The organism is Lunatimonas salinarum, from assembly GCF_017811155.1.
GTDB lineage: Bacteria > Bacteroidota > Bacteroidia > Cytophagales > Cyclobacteriaceae > Lunatimonas > Lunatimonas salinarum.
This window is the reverse complement of the sequence record NZ_JACVCV010000001.1, coordinates 37665-61420: the sequence shown is the minus strand read 5'-3', so window position 1 is coordinate 61420 and position 23756 is coordinate 37665. Positions and strand designations below refer to the sequence as shown.

At 45.8% G+C, this 23756-nt stretch carries 18 protein-coding genes and 1 tRNA gene; 8 read left to right on the top strand and 11 right to left on the bottom strand.

All coding sequences use genetic code 11. The annotated features are described in order from the left end of the window. Window positions 1–131: 131 nt before the first annotated feature. Window positions 132–2831: a TonB family protein gene (locus tag IAQ59_RS00235; protein WP_245189326.1), complete on the bottom strand. Its 2700-nt coding sequence runs from the start codon at window positions 2829–2831 to the stop codon at window positions 132–134. A 121-nt stretch (window positions 2832–2952) separates the two neighbouring features. Beyond that, window positions 2953–3315 carry a BlaI/MecI/CopY family transcriptional regulator gene (locus IAQ59_RS00230; protein WP_209328762.1) on the bottom strand — a complete coding sequence of 121 codons (363 nt, stop codon included), beginning with the start codon at window positions 3313–3315 and terminating at the stop codon, window positions 2953–2955. Window positions 3316–3773: 458 nt separating this feature from the next. On the opposite strand from IAQ59_RS00230, the gene IAQ59_RS00225 reads away from it, so the two are divergent. Next, window positions 3774–4301: a hypothetical protein gene (locus IAQ59_RS00225; RefSeq protein WP_209328761.1), complete on the top strand. Its 528-nt coding sequence runs from the start codon at window positions 3774–3776 to the stop codon at window positions 4299–4301. 27 nt (window positions 4302–4328) lie between these two features. Next, the gene (locus IAQ59_RS00220) at window positions 4329–4946 is read left to right on the top strand and encodes an NADPH-dependent F420 reductase (RefSeq protein ID WP_209328760.1); all 618 of its coding nucleotides are present in this window, start codon (window positions 4329–4331) and stop codon (window positions 4944–4946) included. A gap of 66 nt (window positions 4947–5012) precedes the next feature. Here the strand turns inward: IAQ59_RS00220 and IAQ59_RS00215 are convergent. After that, a tRNA-Arg gene (locus IAQ59_RS00215) sits at window positions 5013–5086 on the bottom strand. Between the two features lie 48 nt (window positions 5087–5134). Continuing rightward, window positions 5135–6352 carry an ADP-forming succinate--CoA ligase subunit beta gene (gene sucC / locus IAQ59_RS00210; protein ID WP_209328759.1) on the bottom strand — a complete coding sequence of 406 codons (1218 nt, stop codon included), beginning with the start codon at window positions 6350–6352 and terminating at the stop codon, window positions 5135–5137. A gap of 367 nt (window positions 6353–6719) precedes the next feature. On the opposite strand from sucC, the gene IAQ59_RS00205 reads away from it, so the two are divergent. Next, window positions 6720–7379, top strand: a complete 660-nt coding sequence (locus IAQ59_RS00205; protein WP_209328758.1) for an ABC transporter ATP-binding protein — start codon at window positions 6720–6722, stop codon at window positions 7377–7379. Between the two features lie 22 nt (window positions 7380–7401). Here IAQ59_RS00205 and IAQ59_RS00200 read toward each other — a convergent pair whose 3' ends face one another. From IAQ59_RS00200 to IAQ59_RS00170, 7 genes are all read right to left on the bottom strand, one after another. Continuing rightward, a complete protein-coding gene (locus IAQ59_RS00200; protein ID WP_209328757.1) occupies window positions 7402–9453 on the bottom strand; it encodes an FG-GAP repeat domain-containing protein in 2052 nt (683 codons plus the stop codon). Between the two features lie 122 nt (window positions 9454–9575). After that, a complete protein-coding gene (locus IAQ59_RS00195) occupies window positions 9576–10802 on the bottom strand; it encodes an MFS transporter (protein WP_209328756.1) in 1227 nt (408 codons plus the stop codon). Further along, on the bottom strand, window positions 10795–12900 hold the full coding sequence (locus IAQ59_RS00190) for a M28 family peptidase (RefSeq protein ID WP_209328755.1): 2106 nt from the start codon (window positions 12898–12900) through the stop codon (window positions 10795–10797). The genes IAQ59_RS00195 and IAQ59_RS00190 overlap by 8 nt, the downstream gene beginning before the upstream one ends. 254 nt (window positions 12901–13154) lie before the next feature. Further along, on the bottom strand, window positions 13155–14321 hold the full coding sequence (locus tag IAQ59_RS00185) for a C40 family peptidase (RefSeq protein ID WP_209328754.1): 1167 nt from the start codon (window positions 14319–14321) through the stop codon (window positions 13155–13157). Between the two features lie 136 nt (window positions 14322–14457). Further along, on the bottom strand, window positions 14458–15759 hold the full coding sequence (locus IAQ59_RS00180) for an amidohydrolase family protein (RefSeq protein WP_209328753.1): 1302 nt from the start codon (window positions 15757–15759) through the stop codon (window positions 14458–14460). Window positions 15760–15969: 210 nt separating this feature from the next. Beyond that, the gene (locus tag IAQ59_RS00175; protein ID WP_209328752.1) at window positions 15970–17361 is read right to left on the bottom strand and encodes an amidohydrolase family protein; all 1392 of its coding nucleotides are present in this window, start codon (window positions 17359–17361) and stop codon (window positions 15970–15972) included. 120 nt (window positions 17362–17481) lie between these two features. After that, complete coding sequence (locus IAQ59_RS00170; protein ID WP_209328751.1) at window positions 17482–19137, bottom strand: amidohydrolase family protein; 1656 nt, start codon at window positions 19135–19137, stop codon at window positions 17482–17484. A 240-nt stretch (window positions 19138–19377) separates the two neighbouring features. Here IAQ59_RS00170 and IAQ59_RS00165 point away from each other — a divergent pair, with 240 nt between their 5' ends. The 5 genes from IAQ59_RS00165 to IAQ59_RS00145 all read left to right on the top strand — a co-directional run bounded on the left by IAQ59_RS00165 (window position 19378) and on the right by IAQ59_RS00145 (window position 23713). Next, window positions 19378–19923, top strand: coding sequence for a class I SAM-dependent methyltransferase (locus IAQ59_RS00165; protein ID WP_209328750.1), 546 nt, complete (start codon window positions 19378–19380; stop codon window positions 19921–19923). A 49-nt stretch (window positions 19924–19972) separates the two neighbouring features. Next, the gene (locus tag IAQ59_RS00160) at window positions 19973–21034 is read left to right on the top strand and encodes a PA0069 family radical SAM protein (RefSeq protein WP_209328749.1); all 1062 of its coding nucleotides are present in this window, start codon (window positions 19973–19975) and stop codon (window positions 21032–21034) included. Continuing rightward, entirely contained in the window at window positions 21031–21291 is a 261-nt protein-coding gene (locus IAQ59_RS00155) for a DUF3253 domain-containing protein (RefSeq protein ID WP_209328748.1), read from the top strand. Before IAQ59_RS00160 ends, IAQ59_RS00155 begins: the two co-directional genes overlap by 4 nt. Continuing rightward, the gene (msrA, locus tag IAQ59_RS00150; protein ID WP_209328747.1) at window positions 21288–21860 is read left to right on the top strand and encodes a peptide-methionine (S)-S-oxide reductase MsrA; all 573 of its coding nucleotides are present in this window, start codon (window positions 21288–21290) and stop codon (window positions 21858–21860) included. The genes IAQ59_RS00155 and msrA overlap by 4 nt, the downstream gene beginning before the upstream one ends. Before the next feature lie 179 nt (window positions 21861–22039). Further along, window positions 22040–23713, top strand: a complete 1674-nt coding sequence (locus IAQ59_RS00145) for a DUF6909 family protein (protein ID WP_209328746.1) — start codon at window positions 22040–22042, stop codon at window positions 23711–23713. Window positions 23714–23756: the final 43 nt, after the last annotated feature.

Below are 23756 nucleotides of genomic sequence, written 5' to 3'. Positions count from 1 at the left end.
TAAGCGGAAATAGTCTCAAAGTAGCCGGGTCCCGCTTGATTACATAAAACATGTTTTATGCTGTCTGCTTAAAGCGATAGGGGACTTAAGTTAACAGGTTTTGATGGAATGCCAAAGGGAATAAATGAAGGCTATTTTTTGGAGGTAATGATGATTGCTCCGTTTTTAGCCGCATCTCCGTATAGGTTGATGGCCTTTGCATCCTTTAAGACGCTGATCGATTCGATAGATACTGGGTCTATGACATCAATAGAACCTATGATTTTTCCATCCAAAATATACAGCGGTTGATTGGAAGGGGGATTGGGTAATTTATTGATTGGCTCACGGTCCTGATGACGCGAAAATGTGTAGAGAACACGGTTGATATCATTTTTTCTCAAGGCTGCCTGAACGTCCTGAATGGTTCCCATCTTCACCTCAGGTTCGGCCTCAAAACGCGCCGTAATCTGCATTGGATCCAGATTGTACTGCTTTAGCAACGAGGCGATTGAGTTGGATAAATCACGGTCAATGGTTAGGATCTCCCCACCTATATTGACGATTTTTTCGTTCACTACGCGAATGGTCATCACTTCTCCTTCGGCTACTTTCCCTGATTTTAGGCTGGAAACAGCACCATATCCAACAACTACGACGCCGGTACCGAGAAGTTTTTCGTAGGGTTGATCAAGGGATTCCACTCCGGCTAATTTGAATTTCACTGGATATATAGCCTGATAGCGATCTCTTGAATCTTTCACCTCCCAGTTTGGTGCGTTCTTGAGGTACCGAATAGCCTCTTCGTTCAACTCTTCCGAGGCTCCTTTTACCACCTCATAATCGGTGATTTTGCCGTTTTTGTCAAATACCAGCCTCGTCAATACAGTTCCGGTAGTGTTGGTTTGCCTAGCTGCGGCGGGGTATTTGAGGTTTTTCTGAAGGTGTTTGTTGAATTCATCGCTAGGAGCTATTCGATCCAGTTGCCTGTCTTGATTTTGGGTTACCAGATCGTCAAACGATGAATTCATACCTAGGTTTTCTGGAAGTTTAAAACGGATGGGTATCCGAATCTGTACATTAGCAAGTTGACCGCTCTGAATCCCTGGCGTCCATCTGGGCGAATTTTGGACAAGCCGGAGTGCCTCTTCGTCACATCCAGCACCGATGCCCCGTAAGATTTCTGGATTGGTGACATTTCCCTCTCGGTCTACGACGAATACCACGTAGACAGTACCTTGCACATTGCCTAACATTGCCCGTTCTGGATATTTTAGGTTCTCGCTTACATAGTTGTTCCAGCCCTCCATTCCTCCGGCGGGCACCGGCATGGATTCCACTACTTCATAAACTTCTCCGTCTGCGATTTCGTTATGCACGGGGAGACGCATTGGTGTATTGGGTTTAGGGAAAAAGGATGCTGCCTGATGGTTTGGTTTAGCGTAATTAAATCCGATTGGAAAATTCATGATAACGGAAACTGATTTGCCCTCCATTTGGCCAGCTTGCCATTTAGGGGCATCTGATCGGGTCAATGCCTGTAAAACCTGATCGTCAATGCCTGCACCAAAGCTTCTACGAATAACCGGATAGAGGATTTCACCATCCTCTTTTACCAAAAACTCCAATTCTACTACACCGCTTAATCCCAGTTCCTCTACGTGCTCCGGAACACTGACATGGGATCGAATGAATTCATCCAGTTCCTTCCATCCATTCTCTGGCTTTGGCTCCTTTTCTACCGCGGTTCGTTGATAGGCGTTTTCATAGGTTTTTTGCGTTTGGGAGTTGGCGCGTAGAATTTGAATCAACTCCCGCACTTTCAGGTATTCATCATCAGAGGCGATGCCGGAAAATACATACTCCAGTTCTCCAAGTTGTGCTTTTAAAGTGCCATTTTCCAACGTACTTATTTTTTCGTAATGCACCGGCTGCTTCAATGTGCGAACGCTTATGCCTATGTCCAATGAGTCCTTCAGGCCCAACACCTGTTGCTTAATGGCATGGGGTGCCAGCGTATGGTATTTGGTGAGGAACACCAAACCTTTCTCTGTTTTCATACTGACCAGCCCAAACAGCATGGCAGTCAATGGTATAACCATCAGTAACTTAAACCAATTAATTTTAGCGGACTTTTTCATCATGATAATTCGTTTTAAGGTAGTAGATCGGATAAAGTAATTACCGATAGGAAGATCCAGTCCCTTAAAAGCCATTTTGGCGATCAGTTTGGGGTAACTAGACTTGTCGCCCACTTTTCCCATAACTTTTTCATCTGCTAAATACTCGTGCAGGTCTACCAATGCCAACCGCATCAGGTGGATGACCGGGTTAAACCAAAATAGTATGCTTAGTACTTGATAATACATTACGTCCCACGAATGCTTCTGGTGGATATGCTCCAGTTCATGGGCAATGATCTGTGATTCCTCCTGAGGGGTCAGCTGCTGAGTGTCGTCCCAGAAAAGCTTGTTGAAGTAAGAAAACACGGGGGCAAGCCCGAAGGTGGGTATCATAAAATAAGCACCTTTAAGCTTGTATTTTGTCTGATACCATCCCTTCATTTCGAGCTGTCTCAGTAGGAGGTACTGCCAAAATAGCTTAAATCCTAGAAAAACAACGATCGTCAGGTAACCCGCGAGGAGATAATCTCTTATTTCCCACAGAAGGGGGAGTTTGGTGTCGGTCACGGTCACCTCTGGAAGTCCAAATGTGCCAATGGTCTCGATGTCTGTCTGTTCCCGCAGAGACTTGATTAGGAGGGTGTTTTCTAGGGATATGCTGGGTTTATCAAAACTTACCGGAATCTCCACCAAGGGGAATAGCAGCGCGAGTGCAGGAGTTAATAACAAATAGAATCGATTAAACCGAAAGGTCTTCTCATTTCGTAAAAACACCCAATACACTCCAAAAAAGAAGCATAAACAAAAAAAGCTTTGCCAGAAGTAATTGATAAATTCCGCCATCATCCTGTCATTTGACGTCCTTTTTCACTTCCTCCATGATGCGCTCTATTTCATTTACATCCAAATTTTCCTCCTTTGCAAAAAAGCTTGCCATCTTGGTAAAGGATCCTCCAAAATACCCCGACAGCAATCGACGTATCGAAAAGCTTCGATATTCATCCTTGGTCACAATGGGATAATACTGGTGCGACTTGCCGATGGGTCGGTGCTTTACGAAGCCCTTAGTCTCCAGTATTCGTATAAAGGTGGATACGGTATTATAGGCAGGCTTGGGGTCATCCATGCGCTCCAATACATCCTTTACGTATGCCTCCTTAAGATCCCAAAGGATCTGCATGATCTGTTCTTCTGCTTTGGTTAATGCTTTCATCTGTTTATAATTTGTTCTTTAGCGGTCAGATGGAATCTCGCACGAATTACAATCGTCCCTCCGTGTGTCGCTTGCGTCGTGCTCGATTTCATGTGTTATAATCTTTTTTTCTACAACTTAATCACTTAGTTTTTAGGATGCAACTTTTTTGGGAACTAAATCTTTCTATCGGTCGATAAATATACTATTAAATAATTAGTAAAACCTAATTTATTAGGATTAATTTTTTAGGATGTACGAAATTTATGAAAGCCAAACAGCAGGATAAACGTTAAGCCTCTTAGTGCGTATTATCAGCGTCAGGAAAGCACGCAACATAATTTTACCATCCCGTCCATTAAACCAAGGATTATTGCTATCTTACTGTGATCAATGAATTTAAAGCAAAAACAGGGGAGAACGTATTGTGCTGAAATGCCTCATTAGAAGAACCACTAGGACCTATGCATGGATGCTTTATGAATTTCGTATTACCGTTTAGAAACAGTGCCGGAGTCATTCCGTCAAAGGATCAGGCCCGGACAATCTTGGCTAAAGTGAAGGAAGTGTTAGAGCTTGGCTATGCCGGAGTGGCAATAACCTACTCAGCAAACTTTCAGCAGCGGAACAAAATCCGGGATACCTATGCCAGTGGTCAATGGCAGACATATACGCAAGGAGCAAACCAAGCCGATGTGATGCGGGAACTGGAGGTTTTTTTGGATACAATGGAATTTGAACCCATACGATACAAGGTACGTATGGCTCCTATTACGACACTTACCTACAGCGATTTTGGAGGCAAAGCGCAGCGCGAAGTGGTTGAAGAAGACTTTGCGTACCTCGCAGGCCTTTTGACCGCAGGATGGGCTGTTTTAGGATGGATCAATGATTTGTCCTCTGGAAGATATGCGGTAGGAGGTGGTGTGGTTAAATTGTCCGATGAGATGGAAGAAAGAATACAGCGGGGCTTAGCCGATTTTGCCAAGCAATACCCTAAAAAGTAATGTAACATGTAAATTAACGAATACACCATGAAGATCGCGATCATTGGTACGGGCAACGTAGGAGGAGCGTTGGCCACCGCTTGGGCTCATAAGGGGCATGAAATCAATTTGGGAGTAAGGGATATGGAGCGTTTTAAAGGTACGGAACTGCTCAGCAATCCTAACACCACTGTTTATTCCATTGCGGATGCTGTAGCGAAGAGCGAAGTGATATTGATGGCGACACCCGCTACCAATGCAGTGGAAATCGCACAATCGCTAGGAGATACCACAGGCAAGATCATTTTGGATGCAGGCAATATTATTCTGGGAAGGGGGCCGATCGGATTTGATACCGTATCAGAGGCGATCTTGGCCAATACTCAGACGCGCGATGTGGTAAAGTGCTTTAATACCACCGGCTACAATAATATGAGCAACCCATCGTATGGATCGCTGGCTTTGGATATGTTCATGGCGGGGGATAGCCTAGAGGGAAAGCTCGTTGCCCGGCAGTTATCGGAACATGCGGGTTTTGCCGAGTGTTACGATATTGGAGGCAACGATCGGTTTGCCTTGTTAGAGCAGTTGGCCTGGTTTTGGATCAATTTGGCGATGGTACAGGGCCACGGAAGAGATATCGGAATGAAGATTTTAAAAAGATAGTAACCAAAGGAGTCGGAAAATAAAAAAAGCACACCTGCTTTCGCTTTGTGTGCCTTTTTATAAATGTACACCCGGAAGGATTCGAACCCTCAACCCTCGGAGCCGAAATCCGATATTCTATCCAGTTGAACTACGGGTGCAATTCGAGCGCAAAGATAGTGTTTTCTTTGCGCTTTCAAAACTGTGTGTTAAACATTTTGTAATACCTGTTGCACTTTTTCCGCAGCTTCTTTCAGCGTGATTGCAGAGGTCACCTTTAAGCCAGATTCGTCGATGATTTTGGCACCCGCTTCGGCGTTTGTTCCCTGAAGCCTCACGATGATGGGAACCCGAATATCTCCGATCGACTTATAGGCTTCAACCACCCCGCTTGCAATTCGGTCGCAGCGAACGATGCCGCCAAATACGTTTATCAAAATAGCCTTAACCTTGGGATCTTTCAAGATGATGCGGAATCCCGCTTCAACGGTCTGTGCATTCGCTCCACCACCTACATCCAGGAAGTTAGCAGGCTCACCGCCCGAAAGTTTGATCATATCCATTGTCGCCATGGCCAATCCTGCACCATTGACCATACAACCGACATTACCGTCCAGCTTTACGTAGTTCAATCCTGATTCACCAGCTTCTACTTCTAGCGGGTCTTCTTCGTCCAAATCCCTCATTGCTGCGAGATTTTTATTCCTGTAAAGGGCATTGTCATCTAAGTTGACTTTGGCATCTACGGCCAAAATCTGGTTATCAGACGTCTTTAGAACCGGATTGATTTCTACTTGGGAGGCATCTGTGTTTTCGTAGGCTTTGTAAAGGGATAGGATAAATTTCACCATCTCCTTGAAAGCATTGCCTTCGAGACCTAACTTAAAGGCTACCTTTCGAGCCTGATATCCTTGGATACCTATTTGAGGGTCTATCCACTCTTTGATTATTTTTTCAGGGGAATGCTCAGCAACCTCTTCTATATCCATCCCACCCTCTACGGATGCCATGATTACATTACTTCCCGTCGCACGGTCAAGCAATATGGAGAGGTAATATTCCTTGGGATCTGATTCACCAGGATAATATACATCTTGCGCCACGAGAATTTTCTTCACTTTTTTACCTTCTTCACCGGTTTGGATCGTCACTAAGGTTCCTCCCAGGATGTTTTTGGCAATTTCTGGAACCTGATCCAGCGATTTGGCTAATACCACACCCCTTGATCCGGTTTCTTTGATAGTTCCTTTGCCTCGTCCACCTGCATGAATCTGCGCTTTCAGAACATACCAAGAAGTACCGGTTTCCGCATTTAGCTTCTTTGCTGCTGCTACTGCCTCTTCGGCACTGGAGGCCACAATGCCCTCTTGAATTTTAACACCGTATGATTTGAGAACTTCCTTCGCCTGATATTCGTGTATGTTCATCTCGTTATAATTGTATCTAAGTGGTTACTATTCTTCTCATAATTTCGGGATGGAAGCCCTTAAAACAGCCCGACCTTCATTGAACCCGACTAAATCCGAATTGCTTTAATTCCAATAAAATTTTGCCCGAAGTTAATGGCTAAACTTCGATAATTCAAGGTTTCCTTTCCTGTTTTTGTGATTTGTTGGATAATTCAGACGGCTTGGTTTCACAGTCATTTCCTTATCTATTTATCAATCAAGCCAATATCATTAAAAAAACCGATTTGATTGCATGAATTGAGAATTTAGACGAAAAACTGTTACTTTTAAACGCTAAGTTCAAACCGCTGTGAGACGGCATTTTAAAATCAAGTTAATTTCCGACATGTTAGTAATTGCGAAAGACATACATAAATATTACGGAGATCTTCACGTATTGAAAGGGGTGGATGTGGAGATAAAGAAAGGAGAAATCGTATCGATTGTCGGGGCCTCTGGTGCAGGAAAGAGCACCCTGCTTCATATTTTAGGCACCTTAGATGAGGCGGACCAAGGATCACTCATTCTAGATGAAGTAGATCTGTCCGGCTTGAAAGGGGACAAGCTTGCCGGGTTTAGAAACGCAAAGATTGGTTTCATCTTTCAGTTTCATAATTTGCTTCCGGAATTCACAGCGGAAGAAAACATCATCATACCGGGATTGATCGCAGGAGGTAAAGAAAGTCCGCTTAAGGCTCGCGCATCCGAATTGGCGGATTTGCTTGGAATAGGTCCAAGATTGCACCACAAGCCTTCGGAACTCTCCGGAGGTGAACAACAGCGTGTAGCCGTGGCACGTGCCCTGATAAACAACCCCACGGTCATCTTTGCAGATGAACCGAGTGGAAACCTCGATACGCACTCTTCGCAATCGCTACATGAACTTTTTTTTAAACTCCGGGATGAGTTTGGCCAATCCTTTGTCATTGTGACACATAACCAAAGTCTGGCTCAAATGTCAGACCGGATGTTGACCATGAAGGATGGAAAGATCCTCGTCGCTTAAACGATAGATATGCTTTTTGCTCCTACTTGAGCGTTTCAGGTACGGGAAGGTAATAGAAGTAGCCATCTTCCGCGCCAATAATCAAATAGCGGTTTCCAGCCCATTGTGCAATGGTAGGCGTGGTGGAATGGGCGGCAAGTAATTTATGGTGCACCGGGCCACTGTCCTTGAATCGCCAGCGCCCAGATGAATCTTTTCCGAGTCCCTTGAGCACATTTACATTGGTGGCGCTATTCACCAGAATGTCCAAAACGCCATCGTGGTCCCAATCAAAAAAGGTAAAGGTTCTTCTGCCACTTCCTCCGGCTTGGCGCTGATTCATCCGTAATAGGCCGGAATCTTCATTTTGGGGTCGGCCGCTTCCATCGTAGGCTGATACTCCTTCTCCCCAAAAAACCCGTTGGGGCGGTGCTAACCCCAGCGAACCATCGGATTTTCGTTTTCTTTCAAAAAATGCCAAATACCCTTCTTGATCTAGCATCACCAGGTCCATTAGACTGTCTCCATTCCAATCGATGAGGTGGGGAGTGGTGCGCCACTGTGTCACCAATTCTTTTCCCTCGGGCTTCCACCAAGTCCAGTCAGGGGTAGGGGTGGGGCCGTTGTAATCGACTTCTACTGGCACACCCGAAGCGAGCTTTGGGGCTGTCCGGGTGCCTATATTTTTGTAAAAGAGCACCTTTCCCCAAATTCCATTTGTAACGATGTCTGGCAATCCATCTCCGTCCCAATCTCCTACCGAAGGATTGGTATAACCCCATTTTGCTTCCGCCGGGCCTTGAATGGATCCATTAGAACCTGCTTGCTCCCGGATGACGCCGTGTTGATCCGCCAAGTATACAGGAGTTGCCCAAAGAGGTGGATCTCCTCCCATATTTTTGATAAACCCCACATAACCTGCTGTATTTCCGACGATCAGGTCCTCAAGCCCGTCTCCGTCCCAATCCACACTGACCGGGGCGGCCAAGGCTCCGAACTTCACCTTGTCGGCCCGTTGTTTGAAGTACCGAGGAGGTAAAAACTGAGGCACACCATTTAAAACGGCACCTGTTCCCTCAAGGAGGGCTACACGTCCATCTTCGTCTCCAACGACCAGGTCTAAGATGCCGTTGCCTATAAAATCTACCACTGTGGGCGTAATCATACAAAGTTCCATCCGAAGTGGTACGCCGGCAATCGTAAGCTTTTTTCCGGGTGCATACAGGGGATTGTTTCGATTCCCCACATTTTCAAAATACGTGAAGCCATCCAGAAATTCACCACATAATAAATCCAAATCCCCATCCAAATCAAAATCCGCAAAATTTGGAGAGGGCATTCCATACACGTCTATAGGTTCTCCGGATGTAGTGTGGATTCTTCTTGGTGCGGCATAGTCCGGTTGGGCGTCGGTACCGTGGTTTTCCAAAAGATAGGTGTAGCCGCGCAATGGTCCGTTTTTCCAATTACCTTCCGAATCCCAAGCATCATCCCATCCGTATTCGCCCCAGAAACCGGTACCCACGATCAGATCGAGTACGCCGTTGCCGTTGAAGTCGACAAATTTCCATTGATTTGCTCGGATTCTTCCCTCTTCGGGATGAATGCTCTCAGGGTTTCCCAGCATTTGGGGATGGTCGAAGCCTGAGTTTTTGAAATCAGGGTAGTAAGCGCCGGAAGTAGTGACCCGATAGCCCTCGTCGTGGTAGGAGATCTGAGGGGACCTCCCCGCGGCCCCAATACGAAAACTGGGTTCAAAGATAGGCAAAAGCGTAGTAGGGTCGGTTTCACCACTTTGTAAAAACACATGGATTCCATTTGAAGGACGATCGGTACATACCACTACAAGGTCCATCAATCCATCTTCGTTCCAATCCATGGGAAGCGGCCAGGCCCATAGTCCTACGCCAAGGTCTACCAATAGCGAGGGATTTTGATAAGAAAGCGGGGAAATTTGCCTTGTCGTATCGGGTACGACCGTCGAAAAAATGTCGTTTGGACTGCTCTGCTGCATGCCAAACACGTCAACTCCAACTAGGAAGTAGGCGAAGTAAAGGAGGTTGGCTGTTCTAATCGAAAAAAAGTGACGCTTCATAAAACATTCGGTTTGGTTGATGTAAAGTATTACTTGTCAGTTATTAGTATACTTCCTAATTGACAATCATACCATCCGAAAGACTGCCAATCAACACACATTTTGGTTTAGCTGGCGTTTTCTTAGGTAGTCCGTTTTTCTTTCAAATTAGGGAGCAGCCAAGTCACCAGTCCTAACAACGGAAGGAAGGAGCAAACCAAAAACACAAATTGGATATCGGTCTGATCTGCCAGCTTTCCGAGCAATGCAGAGCCCAGCCCTCCCATGCCAAAAGCAAATCCGAAAAACAGCCCGGAAATCATGCCTACCCTACCAGGAAGAAGTTCCTGAGCATAGACTAATATTGCCGAAAATGCAGAAGCCAATATTACGCCAATCAAAATCGCAAGGAGGATCACCCAGCCCAGCCCGACATGAGGCAGGAGTAGCGTGAACGGTGCCGATCCCAAGATGGAAACCCAAATGATGTACTTTCTCCCGTATTTGTCTCCCATGGGCCCACCCAGATAAGTTCCTGCGGCAATTGCAGCTAGAAACACAAACAGGTATATTTGGGAGGTGGCCACGCTGACCTGAAACTTTTCGATAAGGAAAAAGGTAAAATAGCTAGTCATACAGGCCATGTAAAAATATTTGGAAAAGATCAGCACCAATAGAATGGCAACCGAGGCTTTCACTTTTCCCATCGAAAGTCCATGACTGGCTATGGTAAAAGATTTTCCGACCGAGGACTTTCTTTCGGCAATGTTAGCTCTATACCAATGGCCCACTTTATAAAGCGCTATTATCGCCATGAGGGTCCCGACGGCAAACCATCGGACATTTCCTTGCCCATAGGGCATTACGACCAATGCAACCAGCAAGGGGCCGATGGCTGAACCGGCGTTACCGCCAATCTGAAATACTGACTGTGCAAAACCCCTCCTGCCACCAGAAGCCAAATAGGCTACCCGCGAGGATTCCGGATGAAAAACCGACGATCCCATCCCTACCAATCCGACAGCCGCTAGAATCCCCCAATAGGATCCCGCAGCCGCCAAAAGAAGGAGGCCGAGTAGGGAAAAACCCATCCCGATCGGTAGAGAGAAAGGCTGCGGCTTTTTGTCAGTAAAGTACCCTACAAAGGGTTGAAGCAGCGAAGCAGTGGCCTGAAACGTGAAGGTGATCAACCCTATTTGCGTAAAGGTTAACGCGTAGTTGTCTTTCAGCAATGGATAGACTGCTGGAATTACGGACTGCACCAAATCGTTTAGAAAGTGTGCAAAGCTGATGGTGAACAGAATGGAGTAGACGGTACCTTCGCCTTTTACCACGTTTTGTACATTCCTTGATCCTGCCGGATTAGTCATTTCCCACTAGTTCTGCAGAAGCTTCTATTTTTTTCGAAAGTAGCTGAATAGCCTCGGAATAATTGATGTCCCATTTTTCCATGGCAGTAAGGTCTTTTAGCTCAATGTAGTATTGAATGGCCGGTAACACCCATGAAGCATATCCGCTAAAAGGATCAGTAGACCCATATAATGACTTATACCAACTTCCGAATGGCATACCTTCTTTAGCAAGAAAGCTCTTTTCCCACTCCAGTAATTGTTGGTTAAGGCGCTTTAGCTGCCTATTGGATAGTTTGTCTTTTGCAAGGGCAACCTCCACCGCCTGTTCAAATTTTTCTGCTTGGCTAGCCAACGTTGCAATCGCCGTTTTTGAGCGGGTAAAGCCGGGGAAATCATCGGAAAATGTGGAAATCTGTGACTCTGCCTGATCAAAATGGGCTTTTAAATCTTCTGCATATTGCGTTGGCTTGTAGGGTATTACATCTGCGTTTGCTGCACGAAGGGCCATGATCCCTACCCATTGTTCTACGGTACCACCCATTTTGAAGCTGGAATCGGCAAATTTTTCGTAAAAGTGCAGATTATCGTAATTGGTATGGTAGAGGGTAGGGCCTCCAGCGCCTCCACTAAGTGAAGGGATACCAGCAAACATATAAAAGGCGATGTGATCTGAGCCACCCCCCAAAGGCCTGATCGGTGGTTCGGCATTCTCTCCTGCCCATGTGTCGAAGATAGTTTGATCCGAATCTGGAAGCTTCACGGATTTGGTAGCTCCTCCCATCAGGTATTTGAGGGTGGGAGAGGACGCCCCTCCGACATTTTTACCTGACACCGCGCCATCAAAATTCAGGTAGGCAACGGCTTTGGCTTGTAGCTCGTCCTTCAATTGCTCTACCCATTCCGCAGATCCGATCACTCCATGTTCCTCTCCATCCCAGTGGGCAATAAGGATGGATCGTTTAGGTCTTTTACCTGCTTTGGCCATTTTCCCCAGTGTTTCGCTTAGGGATAGAAGCATGGATGTACCACTGTTCGGGTCCGTGGCACCAAAAGACCATGCATCATAGTGACAGCCAAGGATAACCCACTCATCTGCATAAGTACTACCCTCCAACATACCGACTACGTTGTTTATCCTTACAAAGTCCCGCTTTTGCTCGACCTTTATCCGGACTGTAAGGGCTTCCCCGCCCTCAACCCTGTAAGTAAAGGGTAGGCCACCCTGCCAGCCCGCCGGCACCGGCTGTCCTTTCATGGCACCGATGATTTCCCTTGCAGACGCGTAGGGAATTGGGGAAACCGGGATGTTGGGAAGCCCCGCTTCTTTTGGACTATTTCTGGCTACCTGCTTATTTCCATCTAGGGGTAAAGCAGGCTGAAAGGGTGTCAAGGGGTCACCGGTAAATGGTACGGTCAATAGGGAACCCCGCTGCACGGAGCTCTCGTTATAGTAAATGCCTTCAGGGTACACCAATCCTTTTGCGTACCCACTATCGGCTGGGTCTGTGAATATAAGTAAACCAACAGCTCCATATTCTTCGGCAAACTTGGCCTTGTAGCCCCTAAAGTTGCCACCATACCGGGCAATCACAATTTTTCCCTCTACCGAAATACCGAGTGCCTTTAGCTTTTCGAAATCCGCCTTCGTTCCGTAATTGGCATATACTATCTCTGCGGTGACATCCCCACTACCGGAGTAGGCATTCCATCCTTTCTCCAATGCTGGATGATTGGAATAGGGGTCTTCCGACAGGATGTATTCCTGCTGATTAAGCGGCTTTCTCTGTGGCGTGACGATCTCTACGAATGACTCTCCAGGTTCCGCCGCCAGGTACACGTCGTATGGGTAGCTCTTGACCTCCCATCCCGCGGCTTCCATGGTTTCGACCAAATACCTTCCTACTTTGTGGTTGGCTTCGCTGCCAGCCACATGCGGTTCAGAAGCGGTAACCTCTAAGTGAACACGGAAGCGGGAAAAGTCGACCAGTTCCAAGAACTGCTCCTCCAATTGTTTTTGCGTAGCCAAATTTGAATTGGAAAATCCATAATGGAGCTCCTGCGCTTCTAGGTATGAGCTGGTCAGGATAAATAGCAGAAGAGTAAGAAGGTTTTTCATGTTTTAATCGTAGTATTTATCGGTCAAATGGCCACTTACTGGCAAAAGACCGCTGATATGATAGTCATTCGATCACGAGTTGCTTGCATCGTGACGGTATCCCTTGGGTGCGGCATCGAATTTTCGAGCTTAATCTAATGGAGACAATAACCGGTCCTTCACTAAAGATAAAGACGGAATCACGGAATCAATATTTTAGGTTATTCACTCTTTCTTTTATCACCCCAAACCACTGATTCGTTTATTGGAGGCAACTAGTGAATCAGACTATTTACCTTCCAAAGTTTATCACCTGTACTATGGCGAATTCTTTTGGTTCGCAGATATCGGTTTAATTCATACTCGTCATAGTTTTCATCATTGGGATCAAAGCTACTGATACGTACCCTTCCCCTGGAGTGGATGAACGATTGGTCACCTATCCACATGCCCACATGTACCACACGTTCTGGCTTGTCCTCGGCGGCCGGTACGCCAAAAAACAGCAGATCTCCAACCTCCAGATTTTCCCAGTTTTTAGTGGTGTCCACTTCCTGTCCTTCGTTTACCTGCTGCGAAGCGTCACGAGGGATAATCATTCCATTGAGAAAAAAAACAGTCTTGGTGAATCCACTACAGTCCACTCCTTTGGGAGAAGTACCGCCCCATAGGTAGGGCACACCCATCATGCGCTTGGCCGTCGCGATCAGGTTTTCATCCGACAACTCCCGAGAGGCTAGCCAGGAAACATAGGGCAAGGTCTCATCCTGTGACACATATCCTTTTCTACCGTCCGGAAGCTCTACCAAATAGAAGTTTCCTTCCTCACCCAGGTGTTTCAGCATATTTCCAGCCGTCAGGTCTGAAACGGGCAACTGCGTCAGGTCTGGCTTAGAAAATAGAACCCCCAACATTTCGGTGTATACCAGTTTCTCTGCTTCTGTCCACGCAGCCATCTCCTCGGTAGACTTTAGGGCAATTCCGGCTGCATCTACCCAAGAAATATATCCCTCTGGTGTTTGAACCAGATACCAACTGCCTTCCTGCTTAAGCACGTTTAATGGCGTTCCAAGGAGGGCTTGGGTGGCCAACTCAGCAGAATGCTTGGGTTGGCTTCGGATATTGGCTACGGATATGGTGACCAATGCGAGGGTTTTGTCACCTAACTCCTTATCTGGAAGGATGTTCACCTGATTTTGGTAAGGTATTCCATTCGCTTCCATTTGGCCAACGAGCTCCTTTAGTGCATCTGGGAGGTTGGTTTCGCCCTTTAGTAAACCATTTTCAAAAGTAATCTCCCAAAGGGCTATCCGCTTATCGGGAGCATGAGTTGCTTTTACGGTAGAAATAATCTCAGCCACTTTCGCTTCTTTATTGGGATCACTACAGGAAAACCAAATGGTCGAAAGTGCAAACAGAAAGAGGTAGGTAGTCTTTTTCATCAAAAGGCGAGTTGTTACTGGTTAAGACACCCTGTTTAACTCCTTGGATGTAAGAAAGGCTTAAGCAGGATTACAGGGAACAAATATACCGACCATTCAGATAAAATGAATGCCTTGTACAAAGTTATAAAGGGGATCATTTCGCTAAGCCGGGGCTTCTTTCCAAAAATTCCTGATAAAGTCTGATTTGACGATTGGTCAGCGGGATTTTGTATCCTTGGATAAAAACCTGTACAATTTGACTTCTGGGTTCAAATGGGTCACCGTCTGACACAAATAGGTTCGCAATTTTTCCCTCTTCAAGCGAACCGATTTCCATTTCAAGCCCAAATATTTCAGCAGGATGAATCGTGACCGCCTTTAGTGCCTCTTCTTGTCCCATTCCATAGGTTGCTGCAAATCCAGCATGAAAAGGGAGGTTTCTTACATTTTCAGCTTCATTTGTGCGAAGGGCCACTTTTACGCCAGCCTTTGCCATCAGCCCTGGATTGGCATAAGCGATGTCATATCGGTCGGATTGTCGGGGAGGAAGTGCTAAAATGGGTCCGGCTATTACCGGTATACCTGATTTCGCGAGCTGTTCCGCCACCCGCCAACCTTCAGACACTCCACTGAATACCACCCGAATATCTTTGTCTTTGATCCATTCAATAGCACTTAGGATATCACCTGCTACATTTACTTCGATTATGAGGGGCAATTCCTTATTCAGAACTTTTGCCAGCTGGGCCATTTCCGGATAGTATCCTAATGAAGCACCCGCGTTATGTAGTTTATGGTATTCAGCTGCGTTTTCCCATACTTCATCGAGCCGCTGAATGGCCTCTTCGGCCTCCTTTTTTACAGTCTCTTCGTTCCGAGTATCGTTGGGACCCATTCTGCCTGTGTTGGGAAATGCCAGAACGATTCCTTTAAATCCCGCATACATTTGATCGGGGGTGTACCCATTTAGGTGGATCAAAGCGGAAGTCCCCGGGAAAAGCCCTCCGGATGGAAGTGAAAGCACGGTGGTAACCCCGCTAACGCGGGTTACCGGTATGGCAACCGCATTGGGATTAACAGCCACCAGGGCCTGCATATTCGGAGTTACCTGACCGATTTCCTGGTAATCGCGCGTTTCTTCCAGAGAATTTACCTCTACCAAGCCTAATCGGGTACCGGAATCAATGAACCCCGGGTATACAAATTTTGCCTTGCAATCAATGACCTGAGCATCAGCTTCTGGCAGCATTTTCCCAATCCGTTTGATCTTTCCGTCTTCAATTAGCAGATCGGTGTCCGCAAGGATCCCCTGAGTAACGGTAACCAAGGTGCCCGATTTTAATAAAAATTTTCCTTTTTCAGCCTTTAGCACGGAGCCCTCTTCCTGTCCGAACAGGTTGGAGGCTGAGGCTAAGATATAGACAAGGGCAAGGAAGTGTTTTGTGGAAAATCTCATAAGTATTTTAATGTTTTTCAACGATTGCGATTTGTTCCTGTTTACCACAAAGCAGCCTTTGGATAGACCGGGAATACCTCACTGCCGACACGCATCACTTTAACCAAGCATTTACGCCTTTTCGTTTAGGTCAGGGCCTAACTGTTGGATTCAGCTTTGCGTAACCGGCGTAATGATCTTTTTTCTGGTTACTTTATATCGTTATTTTAATCAATGTCGGTGTTCGAAGAGATTACGTCCGAAATTGCTAAAATAAAATGCTACATCCTGCATACAACTGTGCTCTTGAGAATACAGGTAAATGGGTTCTACGATTTCAGATGGACTGATTTTCAGGCGTTGATCCGGATTGTCAAGAGACCGGTCAAAATATTTGATACCATCCACGAAGGTCATCTGGGGTACCGCATATATAGAAAGTGGATGCCCATCAAACAGTACTAAATCTGCTTGCTTGCCCACTTCTATGGATCCAACCAGGTCTTCTATTCCCAATTGTTTGGCCGGATTTATGGTAATCATGGCCAAGGCCTGTGCATCACTGAGTCCGCCATAGCGCTGGGTTTTGGCAGCTTCGTGATAAAGGTGGCGAATAACTTCCCCTGAGTCTGAGTTGATAGACGTAATGACACCGTTTTTTTCCAGAACCGCTGCGTTGTATGCCGTGGAATAGTAAACTTCAAATTTATACGCCCACCAATCTGAAAAGATAGAAGCCCCCATGGTGTATTTGGCCAGTTCTGGGGCTACTTTGAAACCTTCGTTAACATGCGAGAAGACAATCTTGTCGATATTGTACTCTTTACAGAGTTCGATAAGCATGTAAATCTCATCTGCACGATAGGAATGGCAATGGATAATAATCTTTCCATCTAAAATATCGCTTATAGTCTGTAGTCGAGCATTGTATTTTGGCGGTGCGAGGGTGTTGTTTTTCTGCACGCTCGCACTGCGGTAAGCTTCCCACGCATTTTTGTACTGGATTGCTTCCTCAAATCCATTTCGAATGACTGCTTCCACCCCCATACGGCTCCTAGGCTGTAACCCTTTGCCCCTGCCATGTACCCTAGTGGGGTTTTCTCCTAGTGCAAACTTAATGGTTCTAGGGGCATCCTCCATGACCAACGCATAGGGATCCTTTTTTCCATATCGATGTTTTAAAGTGACATTTTGTCCGCCAATCGCATTTGCAGAGCCATGCATGGCATGGGAAATGGTCACCCCTCCGGCCAATGCCCGGTAGATTCCCACATCAAAGGGATTGATGACATCTCGCATACTGACCTCTGCTGTGATGGGGCTAGTAGGCTCGTTGATGGATTCCAAGCCAATATGGGAGTGGGCATCAATGATTCCCGGCATTAAAAACCGGCCGCTGCCGTCGATTTCCACCGTATTGCTAGATCCGCGCAGTCCCTTACCGATCTGACGAATTCGACCGTCTGCCATCCATACATCAGTCTCTTCCAAGATACCGTTGGTGATGGTGATTACTGTTGCGTTTTTGATCAAATAGTCGTTGTGGTCGGCTTCCTGAGCGAATAGGAAACTACAAAAAAAGGTAAAAGCGAAGAATAGGATGGAAAATTGAACAGAACGCATGTATTTATGATTTCTTTTTATACTTAACTACCATTGGTCAGCGCTAATGGGTTGATATTTCTCAGCAATTTCCCCAAATTGGAACGATCGTTTTGGATTACAGACACCTCCGGAAAGGCGTTAGCTGGTCGGCATGTTTTTCTTTACGGCTTTAAAGGGAAATTGCTCCGTACCCATTACATCCAAAGTCCCATGAAAGGTGGTGCCTGAAATCTCGCCCTGAACGTTCAGCTTAATCTTCCTGTCGTTGGAATCCAAGCTAAACCCAAAGCCCAGCATGGTAGCTGATTTATCTATATCTTCCAATGGCAAGGTTAGCTGCCCGGGTTTCACTGGATCGTCGATGGTGATTTCTCCCACCCATTTCCCTGACTCTCTCCATATTACCAGCTCTCCGGATGACTCTCCTGCAGGGGTACTAGCCTGGTAGTTCCAATGCTCCACGCCATTCGAAGCGGCCTTCACAGAGCCTTTATTAATTTCATATTCGTACACATGGCCATTGACAATTACAAATTTGATCTGAGCCTCTTTATCGAATAACGGATCAGTAGAAATGACGAAGTTTGCCTGCTTACCCACTTGAATATCACCTGCTACCCGACTGATTCCCAGTATATTGGCTGGATTGATGGTCAGCGCGGCAAGTGCGGCATCTTCTGATAGGCCATGATCGATAAGAAGGTGCAGGTTATCAAAAAATTTATCCTTTGCCAAATGTTTGGTAGTAAAGGCAAAGGGAATTCCTGCTTCCGCGTATTTGGCCGGTAAGGATACTCTATTTGTATAAGCTGCTGATACTCGTTCGAAACGCTTTCTTTCTATTTCCTCCAAATCGGGCCCCACACTATCGGTAGGTGCTGCCGGAAGGTTTAAGCTAAGAGATACGGCTACTTGACGGGCCTTAATGGTGGGGATATATTGCTCGCCTTCGGATATGCCCCCCAAGATCAGCTTGAACCCGATTTCTTCCTGTAATCGTAGCGCTCTCCCTATATCCAACTGATCTTCTATCTCGAAATAAACCGGTTGCATTTGATTTACCACAGGAACCAAACTTTCCAATACGGGGTTTTTTTCCGGAATGCGTACCCCGGTTGTGGAGTTATATTGGGCTAGGTGTATGTCCAGGAGTTTGGCGTTTTGGAAAAGGTCTCTGAATTTAGCCATCACTCCGAGATTATTGGCCGGATACATTCCCCCAACCGTATTAAACCGGGCGTAAACCGCTACATCTTCTGCCAGTACAACCTGTTCATGGGGATGACTGTATCCGATTACGGCCGTCTTCCCAGGCAATAAGCCCATGCCCATAGGGACCTTTTGTACCAAGGTAAATCCAAGCCTACGCCATTCTCCGCGCTGTGTGTTGAGGTGATCTAGTACGTTGACCTGCGGATGAATGCCGGCTAGGTAGTCGTCCGGATTGGAACTGTCGAAATCATCCGGTTTCTCCATCTCTGGGGGACTGGCGACATCTAACTTGTTGGCTACGTCGATAAAACCAGGATAAACGTACAATGAGTCCCCAGGTATAATTACAGCTTCCGGTGGCGCAGTTAGATTTCTTCCCACGGATTTGATAATCCCGTCCTTAAAAAGTACGTCCTGACCTGATTGAATTACACCGGGCCTAGGGATTACTGTTGCGCTACGAATTAAATACGTTTGGGTAACAGGCCTGTTTCCAGTAAGATCACTTTGCGCAATCCCATTTGAAAAGGGCACAAAAATGCCTAAAAATAAAAGGAGGCCAATCAGTTTGGTAAACCACATACACGTGCATCAACAATGAGCCGTCAAATATACTCGCTCATCCAACTTTAAAAAACAGTTTTACGCATATATTATCATCTTTAGGAGGAATGGTTGGATGCTTTTGTAAAAGTACTTCTAAATCCTACAAGGCAGGTGCCTATTTTGACCTATTAGCCGGTAATATTCCATTTCCATATTTATTGTCAGACTTCCTTTACCTATATTTGCCCCTATTCTTAAAATAACCAGACTAATCATATGGGAAGAGGATCTCTTTTTAAAGAGCTTTTTGTTAACATTAAAACTACCGGAGCGGTGACTTTTAGTTCCAAATCATTGGTTAATAAAATGCTTTCATTTGCTGATTTCAAGGATGCCAGAGTGATTGTGGAATTGGGCGGGGGAGATGGAAGCATCACGCAAGGAATCATAGAAAGGATGCACCCCGAAGCAAAACTGTATGTTTTTGAGATCAGTGAACATTTTTGTAAAAATCTGGAGAAGGAATTCAGACAGCCAAATGTGAAGGTAATCTGTGATTCGGCAGAGCATATCGATAACTACCTTGATGGACAGATGGCCGATTTGATATTGTCTTCACTTCCGTTTTCGTTGATTCCCAAAGACTCCAGAACTGCGATCTACGAGAAATCAAGCTCCGGGTTAAAGAGCAATGGCACTTTTATTCAAATTTGCTATTCTTATTTACTTAAATTCCAATTTGCACCCTATTTTAAGAGTATAAAAACAACCTTTACGCTACGGAACTTTCCTCCGACGCTTATTATGATTTGTAAACCCTAATCATAGGCAGAAGATTGTAGCTTTGGCACAAAAGTGCTAACTTCCCCATATGAACCGTCACCTAGCCAAAGGTCGGGGGGCAGGATATTCCCCACCTAATAAATTCCAGCGTGAAGAAGTAGTCCAAAAATTTTTAGAGGGACTAGATGAGGAAATCCGGACGGAGAAACCTACCACTAACTACCTAGAGGTAGGGGTGAAAAATCCGCTCAGTAAAAACGATAGCCCGGATCTCAGTGTAAACTATTCCGTAAATCCCTATCAAGGGTGTGAACATGGCTGTATCTATTGCTATGCCAGAAATAGCCACCAGTATTGGGGATACGATTCAGGGTTAGGCTTCGAAACTACCATTTTGGTGAAAAAGGATATCGTAAAAGCATTGAGTTCCAGCTTTCAGTCAAAATCCTACCAGCCACAGGTAATTCTCTTATCTGGAAATACAGACTGTTATCAACCTGCAGAACGGAAGTATCGGCTTACAAGAGGTTTACTTGAGACCTGTCTTTCCTATATGCATCCGGTAAGCATCATCACCAAAAATGTGTTGATCAAACGAGACATGGATTTGCTTATTGAATTGGCAAAAAAAAGGTTGGTACATGTATACTTTTCCATTAATCACCTAGACTCCTCCTTAAGATCAATTTTGGAGCCAAGAACCGCCACAGCGGCCAAAAAGCTTGAGTTGATTGCGGACTTTTCGGAGAAGGGAATTCCCTGTGGGGTGATGGTAGCTCCGCTAATTCCGGGGATTAACCTACAAGATATGGCCACAATCATCAAGTACAGTGCAGATGCCGGTGCGGTGAAGGCCGGTTATACGGTTGTTCGCCTGAACGGTCAATTGGGAGACCTTTTTAAGGAATGGCTGGACCGACATTTTCCTGACCGATCGTCCAAGGTGTTAAATCAAATTCAATCCCTACATGGCGGTACCTTAAGCGACACAGATTGGGGCAGAAGGATAAAAGGGGAGGGAGCAATCGCCGAACTTATTCGGCAGATGTTTCAAAAGGCGGCGGCGAGATACCTCTCGGGCCGCAATATGCCGGAGTACGATTTTTCCCTGTTTAAAGGAAATGGCCAACTAACGTTATTTCCGTCATGAGTACAGCAATTTTGGAAATTGCTATCTTGGAGATGTGCAGGATGCGAGGTACGGCGAGCTTTTGTCCCTCAGAGGTGGTAAGGTGGATGTACCCTAGTTCCTGGCGGCACTTTATGCCGGCTGTGCGGGATGCGATGATGAAATTATACCGGCAAAATCTTATTTCCGTCACACAGAAAGGAATTGAGGTTGATAAAAACTTTTTACCCAAAGGCCCTGTTAGAATTCAACCAATCAAAAAAACGTATCAATCATGACAACATTACCCACAACAGCGGTGGATACACCGGAAGGTATGGAAATAGCTACATTGGGCGGCGGATGTTTTTGGTGCACCGAAGCGGTTTTTCAAAAGCTAAACGGCGTAAACAAGGTGATGTCCGGATTTTCCGGGGGCCATGTGGCGGATCCCAGCTACAAACAGGTAGTTACCGGAACTACCGGACACGCCGAGGTCATACAGGTAGCGTTTGACCCGAGTATAGTTACTTTTGAGGAGCTTTTAGCTGTCTTTTTTTCCATTCACGACCCTACCACCCTTAACAGACAGGGGGCGGACGTAGGTCCCCAATATAGGTCAGCGATTTTTTATCATAGCATGGAGCAGGCGCAAATAGCGCGAGAATTCATTGCCAAGCTGCCAAAAGAGGGTGGGTTTACCCAGCCAATAGTGACCGAAGTGACTCCTTTCGCAAATTTTTATCCTGCCGAGGACTACCACACGAATTACTTTGAATTGAACGGGACGCAACCCTATTGTCAGTTTGTGGTCCGGCCAAAGGTAGAGAAGTTCAAGAAATTGTTTGGCGATAAACTCAAGGCGTAAGCTCCCTGGGAGATTTAGGCTATCTTTGTGGAAGGAAGGACTTTTGATAGATTTACCTGTCCGCCTAAACACCATCGTTTTAAAAGTCTAATTCCAGAAGGCCAACATCTTCGGGTGACGTCAGAATCTCACGTATTCATTGCGACCATTGATATCCCTAAAGACAACGTTTAAAATACATGAAGAGAACCAAAGCCCAACAATCCAGATCAGCCATTGAGCGATTGTATATTACCATGAGGCACCTTTTTACAAGAGGCACCTACAAGCCAACCGGGGTCTCTGGAGAATCCTTGGTGGATTCGCTGTTGATTTTGAGCCCGGAAATCTACGGCTTGGTGGCTGACCCTGAGAAGATCGAATTGGATGGATTGCTTTATGTGATGGAGCGGCTTCCGAGAGGGATAGAGGAATGCCGGTATATTCGGCTTATCAGTAGAGAGGGATATGAAAAGTCAGGTTTTAATCCCATCATTCCCGCAAAACGGCGCAGGAATTGCTATCGCGTGGACGAGGATCAGATGTACGTGGAGATGACCCGAGGTAAAAGTGATATTTATGATATCCTGACACATCTTACGTTTTTGTTTATCGAATCAAAAAAAATTGCCCGAAACAGCATGGATCCAAAAGGTGTGATCAATCTGAATTGGGAGATGCTCGCCAAGATTGTAGGCAAAGAGGAAAGAGACGAAGAATTCAGCAGAGAGGCTGCTTGTTCATACCTGAGCCACATCACTGGTAGAACCTTTGAAGAAACCCATCAGGCGGTCGAAAAATTTGAATCCTCCAGCCATACCAATAGCCTTTTCTCCATTGTGTACCACTTGGGCAGGCTTTCGATGATGGAGTTGTCAGACGAGAAAGACCGTCAGATTAGTTTTTCCGCTACGCTGAGAGAGCGGGTAGGGCACCATGTATACGGCGAACTTTGGGCTGAAAGGATCAAGCAGGTTCTCGACGAGGAAGCGCTTACCAATAGGCCCATTCACATCATCAGTGCAAACCTTCATAGTTTTTTAAACACTATCTATGGTCATCAGGCTCTCGGTCTTGATTCTTTCGAGGCGATTGAAAAGGAGGCAATGGAAATAGGGACAGCGGGAAAAAATAGCAAAGCAAGAGAGATTGAAGCCTACGCGAAGCATCATGGACTGATCGAGCTTCCCGATCTAAGTGGCACAAATATCGGAGTTCAGCTTATTGATACCAGTAAAATGAATTCCAAGACGCTCATCCCTCATGTGCAGCTTCCCACAGACGAAAAGCGTAAGCCCGTATTGATTGTAATGGATTATGCATTTGGAGAGCAGGCATACGAATGCTTTGACGAACTTCTCAAGCCCTACGAAAAAAATGGCAGGAGAGTCCCATTAGATGTAATCTCCGCTTCCATTATGGGGAAGGCAGGTATCTTGAAAGGAAATAAAGGAGACATCATGATACCGAGCAGTCATGTTTTTGAAGGAACGGCGGATAATTATCCCTTTAAAAACGAACTTAAAACCAAGGATTTTGAAGGATACGGGTTGCAGGTATTTGAAGGGCCTATGATTTCGGTACTGGGTACTTCCCTTCAAAACAGAGACGTGCTTCAGTATTTTATGGAGTCATCTTGGAAGGCTATCGGACTAGAGATGGAAGGGGCACATTATCAGAAGGCGATACAATCCGCTAGCAAAATCCGAAACAGTATCCGCAAAAATGTCAAAGTTCACTATGCGTATTATGCATCGGATAACCCGCTGGAGACCGGTGGTACCCTTGCCTCAGGTGCGTTGGGAATGGAGGGCATCCGGCCTACCTACCTGATTACTTACAAGATTTTGGAGAAATTAGGAGAGATTTTTTAGAGTTGTAGACTTTTTGAATTAGGTGTCTCTTGACAATCAATGA